We start from the raw sequence: 15759 nt of genomic DNA on the forward strand, positions 1-15759 counted from the left end.
GATATTAATTCATTAATTTTCAAGCTGTTAGGCTTGCCGGTTCGCAGCTACCCCGGATGGTAGCTGGCACAAGTCTCACTCGGAGTTCTCATGAATCTGCCGCTGATCCTCAATCTGCTGGTGTTCCTCGCCCTGCTCCTGGGCCTGGCGCAAACCCGCCACACCACATGGAGCCTGGCGAAAAAAGTCCTGCTCGCGCTGGTGCTGGGCGTGGCGTTCGGTGCGGCGTTGCACACTGCCTACGGTGCCGGCAACCCGGTGCTGAAAACCTCGATCGGCTGGTTCGATCTGGTGGGCAACGGTTATGTGCAGCTACTGCAAATGATCGTGATCCCGCTGGTGTTCGCCTCGATCCTCAGCGCCGTGGCCCGTCTGCACAAGGCTTCGTCTCTGGGCAAGATCAGCTTCCTGACCATCGGCACGCTGCTGTTCACCACGGCCATCGCGGCCTTGATCGGCATCGGCCTGACCAACCTGTTCGGCCTGACCGCCGAAGGCCTGGTGGCCGGCACCCAGGAAATGGCCCGGCTGCAAACCATCCAGACCGATTACGCAGGAAAGGTCGCCGACCTGAATGTGCCGCAGCTATTGCTGTCGTTCATTCCGCAAAACCCGTTCGCCGATCTGGCGCGGGCCAAGCCGACGTCGATCATCAGCGTGGTGATATTCGCTGCGTTCCTGGGTGTCGCGGCCCTGCAGTTGCTCAAGGATGATGTCGAGAAAGGTCAGAAGGTGATCAACGCCATCGACACCCTGCAAGCCTGGGTCATGCGACTGGTGCGCCTGGTGATGAAGCTGACCCCGTACGGCGTGTTGGCGCTGATGACCAAAGTGGTCGCCGGCTCGAACCTGCAAGACATCATCAAGCTCGGCAGTTTTGTCGTGGTTTCTTACATCGGCCTCGGTCTGATGTTTGTGGTGCATGGCGTGCTGGTGTCGGCCGCCGGGATCAACCCGCTGCGTTTCTTCCGCAAGATCTGGCCGGTGCTGACGTTTGCCTTCACCAGCCGCTCCAGCGCTGCGACGATTCCGTTGAGCATCGAGGCGCAGACCAGTCGTCTGGGCATTCCGCAGTCCATCGCCAGTTTCGCCGCTTCGTTTGGCGCAACCATTGGCCAGAACGGTTGTGCCGGCCTGTACCCGGCGATGTTGGCGGTGATGGTAGCGCCGACTGTGGGCATCAACCCGCTGGACCCGCTGTGGATCGCAACGCTGGTGGCGATTGTCACGCTGAGTTCGGCCGGTGTGGCCGGGGTTGGCGGCGGTGCGACGTTCGCCGCGCTGATCGTGCTGCCGGCGATGGGCTTGCCGGTGTCACTGGTGGCGTTGCTGATTTCGGTCGAGCCGCTGATTGATATGGGGCGTACGGCGTTGAATGTCAGTGGGGCGATGACGGCGGGGGCGATTACCAGCCAGGTGATGCAGCAGACCGATAAGGCGCTGTTGGATGCGGATGAGCATTCGGAGTTGGCGCACGTTTGATCGGCGTCTGATAGACCGCTTTCGCTGGCAAGCCAGCTCCTACAGTTTGTGTGTCGATCGTGAAAATTGCGTACGACACGAACCTTGTAGGAGCTGGCTTGCCAGCGAAGCTTTCAAGCTTTTTCCCAAACCTCAAAGCTGTACGCCGGCTTGTCGTCCACCGCCGGGTTCGGCACATTCGACACCAGTTTCCACTGGTTCAAATCAAACTCCGGAAACCAAGCGTCCCCTTCCGGGCTCAGTGCCACGCGGGTCAGGTACAACCGATCAGCCTGCGCCAGCCCTTGCGCATACAACTGCGCACCACCAATCAGCATCAACTCATCAACGCCTTGTTCCTTCGCCCATGCTTCGGCGCGAACGACGGCAGCTTCCAGCGACGGATAAACCTCCGCGCCTTCCAGCACCAGATCCACCTGACGGCTGACCACGATGTTCAAGCGGCCCGGCAACGGACGACCGAGGGAGTCCCAGGTCTTGCGGCCCATGATGATCGGCTTGCCGAGCGTGGTGGCCTTGAAATATTTGAAGTCCCCCGGCAAGTGCCAGGGCATGCTGTTGTCGACGCCGATCACACGGTTTTCACCGAGGGCTGCGATCAGGCTGAGGGGGAGTGATTTAGTCATGCCCGCGAGGATACCAGAGCCTCGCTTTCGCCGATAAGCGCCACAGCGGTTATGCTCACAGCTCAATTAAGCGACGGGATGCCGCGTGACTGAACTCAATACCCTCTGGCTGACAGAAACCATCCGGCTGCGCGAAGAACACGCAGGCCCCCTGGAAGACCTTGAAGCCAACCGGCTGGCCCGCAGCGCCGGCGGCGATTTGCCGTCGCGCATTCAACGCCGGGCCCTGTGGCTGGCCGAGCGCGATGGCTTGAGCGATGCTCTCAAGCACTGGCTGCAAGGCGCGCGACTGGCGCTGATCGTCATGGCGGTGCTGGCGGTGATCAGCGGCGCCGGCCTGGCCTTTGCTGCAATGGGCGACGGCCTGCACCCGGTGAATGTGTTCTGGGCCTTGGGCAGCCTGCTCGGGCTCAATCTGATCCTGCTGCTGAGCTGGGCCCTGGGACTGGTGTTCGCCGGCGAACACGGCGCCAGCCTCGGACGCCTGTGGCTGTGGCTAAGTGAAAAACTTGCGCGTGACGCCAAAGCCGCACAACTGGCACCGGCCCTGCTTCTGTTGCTGCAACGCCAGAAACTCAATAGCTGGGCGATCGGTGTGCTGGTCAACGGCCTGTGGTTGCTGGCGATGCTCAGCGCGCTGGTGATCCTGCTGACGTTGATGGCGACCCGACGCTACGGCTTCGTCTGGGAAACCACCATCCTCAGTGCCGACACCTTTATTGCCGTGACCCAGGCCCTTGGCGCGCTCCCGGCCCTGCTCGGCTTCAGCGTGCCGACCGAGGAAATGATCCGTGCCAGCGGCGATGCCGCACTGAACATCGAAAGTGCCCGCCAAGCCTGGGCCGCGTGGCTGGTGGGCGTACTGCTGGTCTACGGCCTTGTGCCGCGTCTGCTGCTCGCGCTGTTTTGCCTGTGGCGCTGGAAGACGGGGCAAAAGGCGCTGCGTCTGGATTTGAACCTGCCCGGTTACGCACAACTGCGCGAACGCTTGATGCCCACCAGCGAGCGCCTCGGCGTCAGCGATGCGGCACCGGCACAACTGCATCGCGTGGAAAGTGGCGTGACTGAACAGCAAAGCGACGGCGCGTTGTTAGTCGCTATCGAGCTGGACGATCAACGCCCGTGGCCGCCACACCTGCCAAAAAATGTCAGCAACGCCGGCATCCTCGACAGCCGCGAATCGCGACACAAACTCCTCGAACAATTGAGCCGTTTCCCCCCGGCGCGCCTGGCCATTGCGTGCGATCCACGGCGCTCGCCGGATCGCGGCAGCCTGGCCTTGATTGCCGAACTGGCCCGCAGCGCCAGCGCCACCCGCGTGTGGTTGTTGCAGGCGCCGCCCGGTGAAGCGCTGGACGCCGAGCGCCTCGGCGACTGGCACGTGGCGCTGCAACAACTTGAGCTGCCATTTGCCGATTGCGCGCCGATGAACTGGCTGGAGTCCGGTCATGACTGACACCTGGAAGCAGCCTCTGAAACTCGCCGTGGTCGGCCACACCAACGTCGGCAAAACCTCGTTGCTGCGCACCCTGACCCGCGACGTCGGCTTCGGTGAAGTGTCCCATCGCCCCAGCACCACGCGACACGTCGAAGGCGCACGGTTGTCGGTGGACGGCGAGCCGCTGCTCGACCTCTATGACACCCCCGGTCTGGAAGACGCCATCGCCCTGCTCGATTACCTCGAACGCCTGGAGCGTCCCGGCGAACGTCTCGACGGCCCGGCACGTCTGGCGCGTTTCCTTGATGGCAGCGAAGCCCGGCAACGGTTCGAACAGGAAGCCAAGGTGTTGCGCCAGTTGCTGGCGTCGGACGCCGGGCTCTACGTGATCGACGCCCGCGAGCCGGTGCTGGCCAAGTATCGCGACGAGCTGGAAGTGCTGGCCAGTTGCGGCAAACCCTTGCTACCGGTGCTGAACTTCGTCAGCAGCGCCAACCACCGCGAGCCGGCATGGCGTGAAGCGCTGGCGCGGCTGGGATTGCATGCCTTGGTGCGCTTCGACAGCGTCGCGCCGCCGGAGGATGGCGAGCGTCGGCTCTATGAAAGTCTCGCCCTGTTGCTGGAGTCTGCCCGGCCGCAACTGGAACGCCTGATTTCCGATCAGCAAGCCCAGCGTCTGGCTCGCCAGCAAAGTGCGGCGCGGTTGATTGCCGAATTATTGATCGATTGCGCGGCTTGTCGGCGCAGCGTGGTCAGTGAAGCCGAGCAGGAACAGCAAGCCATCAGCGAACTGCGCAAAGCCGTGCGCCAGCGTGAGCAGCGTTGCGTCGAGGCCCTGCTCAAGCTTTACGCCTTCCGCCCACAGGATGCCGCCGCCAGTGATTTGCCGCTGCTCGACGGTCGTTGGGGCGATGACCTGTTCAACCCGGAAACCCTGAAGCAACTGGGCGTGCGGGTCGGTGGCGGAATCGCTGCCGGCGCGGCTGCCGGGGCCGGGGTCGATTTGCTGGTCGGTGGCATCACGCTAGGCGCAGCGGCATTGGCTGGAGCGATTGCCGGCGGCGCCCTGCAAACCGCCCGCAGTTATGGCAGCCGTTTGCTCGGCAAGCTCAAGGGCCAGCGCGAACTGACGATGGATGACAATGTGCTGCGGCTGTTGGCGCTGCGCCAGCGGCAATTGCTGCAAGCGCTCAATGCCCGTGGGCACGCAGCGATGGACAGCATTCAGGTGGCCACGCCTCAGGATAAAACCTGGCGCGAAGGCAAACTGCCCGAGGCGCTGAACAAGGCGCGGGCGCATCCGCAGTGGTCGTCGCTCAATCCTCATCCCAAATTGAATCAGGCGGAGCGGCAGGAGCAGGTTGAGGTATTGGCGCAGCAGCTCTAGTGGCCTGACCGGCCTCTTCGCGAGCATGCTCGCTCCCACAGTGGTTTCGCAGTGGACACAGAATCTGTGATCGACACAGCTCCCTTGTGGGAGCGAGCCTGCTCGCGAAGGCCGCGCCTCGGTTCAAAGGCTTTATGCAGCCAACAACCGCACCGCTTTTCCCTTCAACACCGCCAGATCAATCACCGGCACATGCATCTCTTTGGCCAGTTCATCCCACTGGCGCATGCGCAAACTCACGGCACACAGCGGGTCCTGCTCGAACGCCTCAGCCTCTTCAGCCGTCATCACCCCGCCCTGATATTCCAGGGTCCGGCGACTGGCTTCACTCAAGCGCTCGTAGTATCCCGCCTCCTTGAGCGTCAGATAACGCTTGGCTTGTACGTGGTATTCGACCAGCCGCGCCATGCGTTCGCTGAAGCCGGCGCGGCGCAGGTAGTCGGCACCGAGACGCTCATGGCTGACCACACCGAAGCCGTCCATGTTCTCCACGCTGTCCGCGCAGATATGCCCGATGTCATGAAAAAACGCCGCCAGTACCACTTCATCGTCGTAGCCTTCGGCCATGGCCAATTGCGACGCCTGGGACATGTGCTCGATCTGCGACACCGGCTCGCCGATGTAGTCGCTGTCGCCAAAACGCTCGTACAAGGCGAACACGTCGGCGATCACTTGCGCATTGCGCTCCATCAGATTTCATCCAATACCGTGGCAACGTTGTGTTCAGCCATTGCCGGCCCGACGCTCATGCCGACACCCGTGTGCATCAACGCCACGCTCAGACCTTCTGCCGGGCGCAGGAACGAGAACGGTCCCGGCCCCCGTGAACCATAGACCCCCTGCCAGCGTTCGACCACTTGCACCTTACAGCCCAGAGTCTGCTCGGCCAGCTCGATCATCCAGTCGTCGACCTGCTCGGCATTGAAGGGCGACGGATCGCTTCCGTAATGGTGCGAATCGCCAATGATCAACTCGCCATAGGGCGTCGGGCTGATCAGCAGGTGGATGCCGTTTTCGTGCAGGTGCGGTGCGGACTTCAGAATTTCTGCCTGTACCGCCGCGACCTCCGGCAAGTCGGCGAAGGCACCGTAGTGCACGCAGCTCAAACCGGTGAGCAGCGCGTGTTTCAGGTTGAGGTTGATTTGCGGACGGGCGCGGAGCATTTGCAGGCGGCAGATTTGCGGGTCGAGTTCGGCGATCTGTTCGGCCAGCAACGTCTGATAATCGTGGCCGGAACAGACGATGATCTGCTCTGCACTGAAGCTGCCGGCAGTGCTGTACAGGTGACCTGGCTCGATATCGCGCACCAGGGTAGAGAAGTGAAACTTGACGCCAAGGTCGCGACGCAGGAAATCGATCAACGCCGGAATCGCTTCGCGGGAATACAGCTGCTGATCGTCCATACCGTGCAACGCAGCGCGGTGATGGCGAAACTGACCGCCGTACAAATCGCGCAGCGCAGCGCCGCGCAACAGGTCGACGCGGTAACCGTGTTCGACGGCGCGGCCCTCGCAGAAGGCTTCCAGCAGTTGCTCTTCCGCCTCGGTGCGGGCGAACAGGTACGAGCCATTGCGCTTGAGTTGCAGGCCGGCGAGCTGCGCCCAATCGCCCCAGATACCGCGACTGGCGCGAGCCAGTTCCAGCATCGGCCCCGGCGGTTGGCCGGTGACCAATGCCTGGCCGAAGTTGCGCACCGAAGCGCCGAGGGGCGTTTCGCTGCGCTCGAAAACCGTGACCTTCAGACCGCGTTTGGCGGCGGCATACGCGTGGGACAAACCCAGGATGCCGGCGCCGACGATCAGCATGTCGTTGTGTTGTGTCATGGAGTCTTGTCCTGAATTTGAATCCGCCTTCGCGGGCAAGCCCGCTCCTACAGAGTTCACGTGCACTTGTAGGAGCTGGCTTGCCAGCGAAGAGGTCCTTTCAGCCGATAAAGATCTTACTTGGCCGCCACTTTCTCGGACTTGCCGTCATAGCGCTTGCGCCATTCGGTCAGGATCTCGTCGCGGTTCTTCGAAGCCCAGGCGAAGTCGTTCTTGATCAGGCGTTGCTCGTAGTCGGCTGGCAGTTCGGTCTGCGGCTTGGCGATGCCAGGCTGGGCGAGCACGGCGAAGTTTTCTTTGTAGAGATCCATCGCCTCAGGGCTGGCGGAGAAGTCAGCCAGTTTCTTCGCCGCTTCTTCGTGGGCAGTGCCCTTGATCACGGCAGTCGCTTCGATCTCCCAGCCCAGGCCTTCCTTCGGCAGGATGATGTCCAGCGGTGCGCCCTGGCGCTTCAGTTGAACAGCCGGGTACTCGAAGGAAATACCGATCGGGAATTCGCCAGCAGCTGCCAGCTTGCAAGGCTTGGAACCGGAGTGAACGTACTGGCCGATGTTCTGGTGCAGGCCGTCCATGTACGCCCAGCCCTGTTTCTCGCCGAAGGTCTGCAGCCAGGCGCTGACATCGAGGAATCCGGTGCCGGACGATGCCGGGTTCGGCATGACGATCTTGCCTTTGTACTCAGGCTTGGTCAGGTCCTGCCAGCTCACAGGCTTGGTCAGGCCCTGTTTCTCGGCTTCGACGGTGTTGAAGCAAATGGTCGCGGCCCAGACGTCCATGCCGACCCAGGCCGGTGGGTTGGCCGCGTCGCGGTAGTTGGCGCCGATCTTGCCCAGGTCTTTCGGCGCGTAGCTTTGCAGCATGCCTTGCTGATCGAGGATCGCCAGGCTGGAAGCAGCCAGCCCCCACACGGCGTCAGCCTGCGGACGAGCTTTTTCGGCCAGCAGTTTGGCGGTGATAATGCCGGTGGAATCACGCACCCATTTGATGTCGACGTCCGGGTTGGCCTTTTCGAAAGCTTCTTTGTAGGTCTTCAGTTGTTCGGCTTCGAGGGCGGTGTACACCGTCAACTCGGTTTTCGCCGCAAAGGCGTTCAGGCTGAAAGCGGTGAGGACAGCAGCGGCCAGGGCCATAGGCTTGAACATGATCTTTTCCTGTTTTTTGAGTTGAGGGGTTGTGCAGATTCAATGACCGCGCGCGGTCTGCCGCCAGGCCTGCGAGCGGCGCAGCAAACCGCGCGAGGCCCAGGCCAGCAGCAGGGACACGCCCGCCGAGGTAATCAGGATCAGGGTCGACATCGCTGCCGCACCGCCGACGTTGCCGGCGTCGTCCATGTTCAGCACCGCCACCGCCGCGAGGATGGTGTCGGGGCTGTAGAGAAAGATCGCCGCCGAAACGGTGGTCATGGCCGAGACGAACAGGTAGCGCACGATGTCCAGCAGCGCCGGCAGGCAGATCGGCACCGTGACCCGCAGGTAATGGCGGTACAGTGGCGCCTTGAGCGACAGCGCGGCGGCTTCGAACTCGGCGTCGAGCTGACGCAGCGCGGTGGTGGCGGTCATTTGCGCGGTGGTCAAATAGTGCGCAATGGTGCAGACGATCAGCAGGGTCATGGTCCCGTAGAGCACATGCAGCGGGTTGCCGGTGAGGTTGAAGAAGAAGACGTAACCCAAGCCCAGTACCAGTCCCGGCACCGCCATCGGGACGAAACTGAGCATGCGCAAGGTCAGGTTCAGGCCGCGTTGGCCCTTGGTTTTTTCCATCAGGTAGGCGCCGGTGAAAATCAGCACGCTGCCGATCAACGCCGTGCCCAGGGCCATCTTCAGGCTGTTGCCGTAGGCCAGCCAGCCACCGCCGGCGGTTTCGTTGAACTGATAATGGTTGAGCGACAGCGACAGGTTGTACGGCCAGAACTTCACCAGGGACGAGAACGCCGCCATGCCGAATACCAGCAGTAAGGCGGTGCAGATCAGCAGGACGATGGCCAGGTAGCAGCCGTCGCGCAGCTTCGAGGGTGCAGGCTTGAACACTTGGGCGCGACCGCTCATGGAGTCGCCATGGCGCCGACGCAACCAGGCATCGACGCCGAAACTGAACAGCGCCGGCAGCAGCAACACCATACCGATCAACGCACCGCGACCGAACTGTTGCTGGCCGACCACGGCTTTGTAGGCTTCCAGCGCCAGCACCTGATAGTCACCACCAACCACCACGGGTACACCGAAATCGGTGATGGTCAGGGTAAACACCAGGCAGAACGCAGCGAATACGGCCTGACGGGTCGCCGGCCAGGTGATGCTGCGGAAGGCTTTGGCCGGGCTCGCGCCCATGCTGGAGGCGGCGTCGAACAGTCGCGCATCGGCCAGGGACAGGGCCGACAGAAGAATCATCAAGGCGTGCGGGAAGGTGTAGATGACTTCGCCAACTACAATGCCCCAGAAGCCGTAGATGTTGTCCGAGAGCAGGGCACGCAGCATGCCCTGGTTGCCGAACAGATAAACCAACGCGATGCCGGGCAGCATTGATGGCGCCATCAATGGCAGCAGCGAAATGCCACGCCAGATGCCTTTAGCCGGAATCAAGGTGCGTTGCAGGGCGAAGGCAAACAGGTAGGCCAGCGGTACGACGATGGCCGCGACGCTGAGGGAAACTTTCAGGCTATTGCCCAGGAGCCAGTGGAAGTTCTCGCTGGTCACCAGCTCTTTCGAGGCGACCCAGCCACCGCCCTGCCCGGCCTCGGCGCTGAAACCACGCCAGAAGATCGCCAGCAACGGCATCAATACGGCAACACCCAACAACATCAACAGAAGGACTTTTCCGCCGACCACGAACAGCCGGTCACCGATTTCGGCACGGGTGGTCTGCCGCAACTGCTTGTGTGGCAGCGGCAGCGCGATGTTCGCGCTCATCAGGCAAACACCTGCAGGCTGCGCGGCGGCAAGGCGACCATGATCTGCTGGGCGCCAAGGCGCGGCATGGCTTCCGGCGCCAGTTCCGCCAACAGCGCATGCCCCGGCAACTGATCGAGTTCGAAGCTCATGCGGCAGCGGTTGCCGAGGAAGGTGATTTCACGAACCTTGGCGGGGAACAGGTTTTCCTCATGCACCAGCGGGTTGACGTTGATCGCTTCCGGACGGCAGAACAAACGGCCCGAGGCGGTCTTGGCGCCGCCATCGGCCAGTCGCATGCTCATTCCGCCGACCTGGGCATGGCTGTCGCCGCTGCGCTGGAACGGCAACCAGTTACCCTGGCCGACGAACTCCGCCACGAATGGCGTGGCCGGACGGTTATAGATTTCCTGCGGCGTGGCGTACTGCTCGACCTTGCCGTTGTTCATCACGGCGATACGGTCGGCCATCAGCATGGCCTCGTCCTGATTGTGGGTGACCATCAGGGTGGTGATGCCGAGGTTGCGTTGCAGTTGGCGCAGTTCGGTGCACAGATGCTCGCGCACCCGGGCATCGAGGGCCGACATCGGTTCGTCCAGCAACAACAACGAAGGCGCAGGCGCCAGGGCGCGGGCCAGTGCCACACGTTGCTGCTGACCGCCAGACAACTGGCCCGGGTATTTTTTCTCGCTACCGGTCAGGCCGACCAGTTCCAGCATCTGACCGACACGACGGCGCACTTCGTCGCGACCGCTGCCGGCGAGGCCATAGGCAATGTTCGCTTCGACGGTGAGGTTGGGGAACAAGGCGTAGGACTGGAACAGAATGCCGTAATCCCGCGCCTGGGGGGCCAGGTGGGAAACGTCGCGATCCCCCAAGTACAACTCGCCGCTGTCCTGCTTCTCAAGACCGGCGATGCAGCGCAGCAAGGTGGTCTTGCCACAGCCCGAAGGGCCGAGCAGACACACCAGCTCACCGGCCGCCACGTCGAGGGAAACGTTATCCAGCGCCGTGAAGGCGCCAAAGCGCTTCTGCACTCCGCGCACTTTCATCGGTGCGCCGGGGTTGGTCAAGGCAGTTGCGATCGGGTTGTTCATGGACGGACCTCATCTGGCAGATGGGGCCATCCTAGAGTTGTAATGAGTCCGTCATGTGGCAGTAAGGCAAAAACCGCCGATAGTGGTATTCAAGGATTTTGGTTCAGGTGCTGTGTTGTCAGGACTGACGCCTTCGCTGGCAAGCCAGCTCCTACAAGGTTTCGCATTCCCCTGTAGGAGCTGGCTTGCCAGCGATGAGGCCTGAACAGCCGCCAAAGATCTCAGACCGGGGCCATTTCCTGCGCCAACCCCAGAAACGCCGCCGGCAGTCGCGCGTTTTTGCGCTCCTTGAGGCAGTACAGGTATTCGGGAATCTGCGGCGCATTCTCGATGGTCAGCACCCGCAGCTGCGGATCATGGGGCACTTCCTGGCGGGCAATGATGCTGATACCGATGTTGCGCAGTACCGCTTCGCGGATCGATTCGCGGCTGCCGATTTCCAGCAGCGGCCCAAAACATACGCCAGCACTGGCCAGCAACTCTTCGGTCAGGCGACGGGTGGTCGAACCCGGTTCGCGCATCAGTAGGGTATGCCCGGCCAATGCACTGAGCGAAACGTGATCGTGAACCGCCAGCGGATGATTGCGATGCACGGCCAACACCAGCGGATCGCTGCCGAGCACCCGGCGAATCAGCCGTGCGTCATCGAGTAACTGCGACGACGCCGCGACATCGACCCGATAATCCTCCAGCGCTTCAAGCACCTGTTGGGAGTTGCCGATTTCCACCGACACCTCCACTTGCGGCAGACGTTCGCGGAATGTTTTTACCAGGTCGAGGATGTAATACGGCGCCGTGGCAGCAATGCGCAATGTGCCCTGGACCTGGCCGCAGTTACGCAGGAAAAACTCGATGTCGGCTTCCTGCTGCATCAGCACCTTGACCATCGGCAGCAGCCGCGCGCCCTCCTCGCTGACACTGAGACGCCGGCCACCACGGTAGAACAGCTCGACCGAATACTGGCTTTCGAGGTTGCGGATCTGCGTCGTCACCGTCGGCTGGCTCAGGCCAAGCTTTTTTGCAGCCTGGGTAATGCTGCCCAGGCGGGCCACCATGTAAAACGCCTTCAGCTCCGCACTCAGCACAACCGTCCCTCATCCTTTACTTGCGCAGCAGGCGCAAACCGTTGAACACCACCAGCAAACTCACGCCCATGTCGGCGAACACTGCCATCCACATGGTAGCGAGCCCGGCGAAGGTTACCCCAAGAAAGATCGCCTTGATGACCAAAGCCAGGGCGATGTTCTGCTTGAGGATGCTTGATGTCTGCCGCGACAGGCCAATGAATGCCGGAATTTTTCGCAGATCGTCGTCCATCAGGGCGACATCGGCGGTCTCGATCGCGGTATCGGTGCCAGCGGCGGCCATGGCGAAACCGATCTCGGAACGCGCCAGTGCAGGCGCGTCGTTGATGCCGTCGCCGACCATGCCGACCCGATGCCCTTGGGCATAAAGAGCCTCGACAGCCTGCAATTTGTCGCCTGGCAACAGGTCGCCCTTGGCCTCGTCGATGCCGACTTGCGCGGCAATGGCTTGCGCGGTGTGGACGTTATCACCCGTGAGCATCAGGGTTTTGATGCCCAGGTCATGCAGTTGCCGGATGGCTTCGCGGCTGGACGCTTTTACCGTATCGGCGACGGCGAACAGCGCCAATGGCCCGGACTGATCAAGCAGCAGCACCACCGACTTGCCCTGTTTTTCAAGGGCGAACAGTTTCTCTTCCAGCGCCGGCGAGCACAGCCCCAGATCCTCCACCAGTCGATGGTTGCCCAAATGGTAGAGCTGGCCGTTGATTTCGCCGCGCACACCGCGCCCGCCCAGCGCTTCGAAGTTATCCACAATCAGCGTCGCGGTTTGGTTATCCACAGCCGCTTTGGCAATGGCCTGGGAAACCGGGTGATCCGAGCGCCTGGCCAGCGCGGCGGCAATGGCAGGCGCCGAATCGTCGGCGGTCGGATCCAGCGACAGGTAATCGGTCTGCACCGGTTTGCCGTGGGTGATGGTGCCGGTCTTGTCCAGGGCCAGGTAGTCGAGCTTGTAACCGCCTTCCAGATAGACGCCGCCCTTGACCAGGATGCCTTTGCGCGCCGCCGCCGCGAGGCCACTGACGATGGTCACCGGCGTGGAAATCACCAGCGCACAGGGGCAGGCCACCACCAGCAGCACCAGCGCCCGGTAGATCCAGTCGAACCACAACGCGCCCATGAACATTGGCGGGATCACCGCCACGGCCAAGGCCAGGATGAACACTGCCGGGGTGTAGATTTTCGAGAAGCTGTCGACGAAACGCTGGGTCGGCGCCCGCGCGCCCTGAGCCTGCTCGACGGCGTGGATAATGCGCGCCAGGGTCGAGTTGTCAGCCGCAGCGGTTACTTCATATTCCAGGGATCCGGCCTGATTGATGGTGCCGGCGAAGACTTTGTCGCCGACGGTTTTTTCCACCGGCAGGCTTTCACCGGTGATTGGCGCCTGGTCGATGGTCGAGCGACCGGACAGCACTTCGCCGTCCAGGCCGATACGCTCACCGGGACGGACCCGTACCCGCGCGCCAAGCCCAATGGTTTTTACACCCTGCTCAAGCCAGCCCCCGTCAGCCTGCAACACCGTCGCCGTGTCCGGGGTCATCTGCATCAGGCCGCCGATGGCGTTACGCGCACGGTCGAGGGACCTGGCTTCGATCAACTCGGCCACAGTGAACAGGAACATCACCATCGCCGCTTCCGGCCACTGGCCGATCAGAACCGCGCCGGTCACGGCAATGCTCATCAGGGCGTTGATGTTCAGGTTGCGGTTTTTAAGGGCGATCCAGCCTTTTTTGTAAGTACCAAGGCCGCCACTGAGAATCGAGACCAGCGCGATGACCGCCACCACCCAGTTCGGTGCGGAACCGGTGAAGTGGATAACTTCTGCCAGCAATGCACCAACACCGGACAGCGCCAAGGGCCACCACGGCTTTTGCCGGGGCGCCGGGGTCGGGGTTTCAGCCCCCTGGTCCATCGGCTCGGCCTGCATGCCCAAGGACTTGATGGCCTCGACGATCGGCTCGATACCGGGCAAATCGTGGGTCACACCAAGCACCCGATTAATCAGATTGAACTCCAGCTGCTGTACCCCGGTCAGTTTGCTTAGCTTATTTTGGATCAGCGTCTGTTCGGTCGGGCAGTCCATTGCCTCGATACGGAAACTACTCAGCCTAGCGCCAATCGTCGGCGATTCGCTCAGTTTTACCAGCGCAGGCGCTGCCGCTTTAGATGAGCAGCAGGAGTCGTCGTGACCGCCGTGCCCATGTTTTTGCACGGGCTTGAGCTTGTGGCTGTGCTCGTGTTCAGCCCCGGGTTTGTGGGAGTGCAGGGAATCGCTCATTGGTTACGTCCATAAGAGTGCCTGTTGCCAAGTAAAGACCCTGTAGCCACTATAGGGTCAAGCACCCATTCTGGAGTTTTGGAGATTGTTGTCATGAAAATTGGAGAATTGGCGAAACTCACGGACTGCGCCGTGGAAACGATCCGCTACTACGAGCGCGAGTACCTGCTGCCGGAACCAGCCCGCAGTGACGGCAATTATCGCGTCTACACCCAAGCCCACGCCGAGCGCCTGACCTTCATCCGTAACTGTCGCACCCTCGACATGACGCTTGAAGAAATCCGCAGCCTGCTGGCGTTTCGCGACAGCCCGCAAGACCAGTGCGAAAGCGTCAACGCACTGATCGACGAGCACATCCACCACGTCAGGGCGCGGATCGACGGCTTGCTGGCCTTGCAGACACAACTGCTCGAGCTGCGCCAACGCTGCGACGAGGGACCGGGTATCGATCAATGCGGGATTTTGCAGCGGCTGGAAGTGAGCGGCGGGGTGGTGGCGACGGAGGTTGAGCATTCCCATGTCGGGAGAAGTCATGGGCACTAAAGACGCCTTCGCTGGCAAGCCAGCTCCTACAGGTTATCGCGTTCCTCTGTAGGAGCTGGCTTGTCGGGTCGCCGCATCGCAGCGAACACCGCGTAGCGGTGCCAGATTCAGACCGCCATCGGCGCGGTCATCGGCGCGTGGTGCTCGTAGCCTTCCAGCGAGAAATCGCTCGGTTCCACCAGCTCCAGCCATTGCGGCTGATACTCACCAGTCTTGGCAAACTCCGGCACACGCTCGGAAATCACCAGTTTCGGCATCGGGAACGGCTCGCGCTTGAGCTGTTCGTTGAGCATGTCCAGGTGGTTTTCGTAGACGTGGGCATCACCGATGAAATAGGTGAACCAGCGCGGCGTGTAGCCCGTCAGGCGACCGATCAGGCTCAGCAGAGCAGCACCTTCGGTGAGGTTGAACGGCGTGCCCAGGCCCAGGTCGTTGGAGCGGATGTAGAGGGTCAAGGAAATCTCCCTGGTCTCGACATTCGGGTGGAACTGATACAGCAGGTGGCACGGTGGCAGGGCCATTTCATCGAGCTGGGCGCAGTTCCAGCCGTGGAAGAGGATACGGCGGCTGCCCGGGTCCTTGATGATGGTATCGACGCACTGGCGGACCTGGTCGATGGCCTTGTACAGCACCACGTAGGTCTGGCCGTCCTCCTCGCCTTCGGCAATCTGGCGGTAGCCTTGCTTCAGAGTCTGCTCGATGGCAGCCGGGTTGCTGACCGGGATCTGCTTGTACGCCGGCCATTTGCGCCATTGCACGCCGTAGATTTCGCCGAGGTCGTCTTCGCCCTGGCGGAACGGGTTGGCCAGCCACTGGGCGTTTTCGTTGGCGTTCTGGTCCCAGACCCTGCAGCCCAATGCGCGGAATTCGGCAGCGTTGTTCACGCCACGCAGGAATCCGCACATTTCGCCGATGGCCGATTTGAACGCCATCTTGCGCGTGGTGATCGCCGGAAAACCTTCCTGCAGGTCATAACGCAGCATCGCACCGGGAAAACTGATGGTGTTCACGCCGGTACGGTTGGCCTGCTTGGTGCCGTTCTTGATGACGTGGGCGACCAGTTCGAGATATTGCTTCATGAATTACCTGTGTCCTTGAACCCGGGACCCAAGCCC

At 61.9% G+C, this 15759-nt stretch carries 13 protein-coding genes; 4 read left to right on the forward strand and 9 right to left on the reverse strand.

The window, feature by feature from the left end:
- Positions 1-90: 90 nt before the first annotated feature.
- Complete coding sequence (locus AC1D19_RS08625) at positions 91-1482, forward strand: L-cystine transporter (RefSeq protein ID WP_477762954.1); 1392 nt, start codon at positions 91-93, stop codon at positions 1480-1482.
- Between the two features lie 113 nt (positions 1483-1595).
- Here the strand turns inward: AC1D19_RS08625 and AC1D19_RS08630 are convergent, their stop codons facing one another.
- Positions 1596-2108, reverse strand: coding sequence for a dihydrofolate reductase (locus AC1D19_RS08630; RefSeq protein WP_477762955.1), 513 nt, complete (start codon positions 2106-2108; stop codon positions 1596-1598).
- An 85-nt stretch (positions 2109-2193) separates the two neighbouring features.
- On the opposite strand from AC1D19_RS08630, the gene AC1D19_RS08635 reads away from it, so the two are divergent.
- Complete coding sequence (locus tag AC1D19_RS08635; protein WP_477762956.1) at positions 2194-3564, forward strand: DUF2868 domain-containing protein; 1371 nt, start codon at positions 2194-2196, stop codon at positions 3562-3564.
- Positions 3557-4933: a GTPase/DUF3482 domain-containing protein gene (locus AC1D19_RS08640; protein ID WP_477762957.1), complete on the forward strand. Its 1377-nt coding sequence runs from the start codon at positions 3557-3559 to the stop codon at positions 4931-4933. Before AC1D19_RS08635 ends, AC1D19_RS08640 begins: the two co-directional genes overlap by 8 nt.
- A 132-nt stretch (positions 4934-5065) precedes the next feature.
- Here the strand turns inward: AC1D19_RS08640 and AC1D19_RS08645 are convergent, their stop codons facing one another.
- From AC1D19_RS08645 to AC1D19_RS08675, 7 genes are all read right to left on the reverse strand, one after another.
- Positions 5066-5623, reverse strand: coding sequence for a phosphonate degradation HD-domain oxygenase (locus tag AC1D19_RS08645; protein WP_477762958.1), 558 nt, complete (start codon positions 5621-5623; stop codon positions 5066-5068).
- On the reverse strand, positions 5623-6756 hold the full coding sequence (locus AC1D19_RS08650; protein WP_477762959.1) for a TIGR03364 family FAD-dependent oxidoreductase: 1134 nt from the start codon (positions 6754-6756) through the stop codon (positions 5623-5625). Before AC1D19_RS08650 ends, AC1D19_RS08645 begins: the two co-directional genes overlap by 1 nt.
- Positions 6757-6872: 116 nt before the next feature.
- Positions 6873-7898, reverse strand: a complete 1026-nt coding sequence (locus AC1D19_RS08655; RefSeq protein WP_477762960.1) for a putative 2-aminoethylphosphonate ABC transporter substrate-binding protein — start codon at positions 7896-7898, stop codon at positions 6873-6875.
- A gap of 39 nt (positions 7899-7937) precedes the next feature.
- Positions 7938-9662, reverse strand: a complete 1725-nt coding sequence (locus AC1D19_RS08660) for a putative 2-aminoethylphosphonate ABC transporter permease subunit (RefSeq protein WP_477762961.1) — start codon at positions 9660-9662, stop codon at positions 7938-7940.
- Positions 9662-10738 (reverse strand): putative 2-aminoethylphosphonate ABC transporter ATP-binding protein, encoded by a 1077-nt coding sequence (locus AC1D19_RS08665; protein WP_477762962.1) that lies wholly within the window; start codon positions 10736-10738, stop codon positions 9662-9664. Before AC1D19_RS08665 ends, AC1D19_RS08660 begins: the two co-directional genes overlap by 1 nt.
- Positions 10739-10959: 221 nt before the next feature.
- Positions 10960-11823, reverse strand: coding sequence for a LysR family transcriptional regulator (locus AC1D19_RS08670; protein WP_477754017.1), 864 nt, complete (start codon positions 11821-11823; stop codon positions 10960-10962).
- 16 nt (positions 11824-11839) lie between these two features.
- Complete coding sequence (locus tag AC1D19_RS08675; protein ID WP_477762963.1) at positions 11840-14101, reverse strand: heavy metal translocating P-type ATPase; 2262 nt, start codon at positions 14099-14101, stop codon at positions 11840-11842.
- 93 nt (positions 14102-14194) lie between these two features.
- On the opposite strand from AC1D19_RS08675, the gene cadR reads away from it, so the two are divergent.
- Positions 14195-14644, forward strand: coding sequence for a Cd(II)/Pb(II)-responsive transcriptional regulator (cadR, locus tag AC1D19_RS08680; protein WP_477762964.1), 450 nt, complete (start codon positions 14195-14197; stop codon positions 14642-14644).
- A 107-nt stretch (positions 14645-14751) separates the two neighbouring features.
- Here cadR and AC1D19_RS08685 read toward each other — a convergent pair whose 3' ends face one another.
- On the reverse strand, positions 14752-15723 hold the full coding sequence (locus AC1D19_RS08685) for a thymidylate synthase (RefSeq protein ID WP_477762965.1): 972 nt from the start codon (positions 15721-15723) through the stop codon (positions 14752-14754).
- Positions 15724-15759: the final 36 nt, after the last annotated feature.

Source organism: Pseudomonas sp. P1_C12, assembly GCF_056406435.1.

Bases quoted from the DNA above. Each gene is read 5' to 3' on its own strand.
- AC1D19_RS08650 (WP_477762959.1), bottom strand. From the start codon at position 6,756: ATGACACAACACAACGACATGCTGATCGTCGGCGCCGGCATCCTGGGT.
- AC1D19_RS08640 (WP_477762957.1), top strand. From the start codon at position 3,557: ATGACTGACACCTGGAAGCAGCCTCTGAAACTCGCCGTGGTCGGCCAC.
- AC1D19_RS08675 (WP_477762963.1), bottom strand. From the start codon at position 14,101: ATGAGCGATTCCCTGCACTCCCACAAACCCGGGGCTGAACACGAGCAC.
- AC1D19_RS08660 (WP_477762961.1), bottom strand. From the start codon at position 9,662: ATGAGCGCGAACATCGCGCTGCCGCTGCCACACAAGCAGTTGCGGCAG.
- cadR (WP_477762964.1), top strand. From the start codon at position 14,195: ATGAAAATTGGAGAATTGGCGAAACTCACGGACTGCGCCGTGGAAACG.
- AC1D19_RS08665 (WP_477762962.1), bottom strand. From the start codon at position 10,738: ATGAACAACCCGATCGCAACTGCCTTGACCAACCCCGGCGCACCGATG.
- AC1D19_RS08685 (WP_477762965.1), bottom strand. From the start codon at position 15,723: ATGAAGCAATATCTCGAACTGGTCGCCCACGTCATCAAGAACGGCACC.
- AC1D19_RS08625 (WP_477762954.1), top strand. From the start codon at position 91: ATGAATCTGCCGCTGATCCTCAATCTGCTGGTGTTCCTCGCCCTGCTC.
- AC1D19_RS08655 (WP_477762960.1), bottom strand. From the start codon at position 7,898: ATGTTCAAGCCTATGGCCCTGGCCGCTGCTGTCCTCACCGCTTTCAGC.
- AC1D19_RS08630 (WP_477762955.1), bottom strand. From the start codon at position 2,108: ATGACTAAATCACTCCCCCTCAGCCTGATCGCAGCCCTCGGTGAAAAC.
- AC1D19_RS08645 (WP_477762958.1), bottom strand. From the start codon at position 5,623: ATGGAGCGCAATGCGCAAGTGATCGCCGACGTGTTCGCCTTGTACGAG.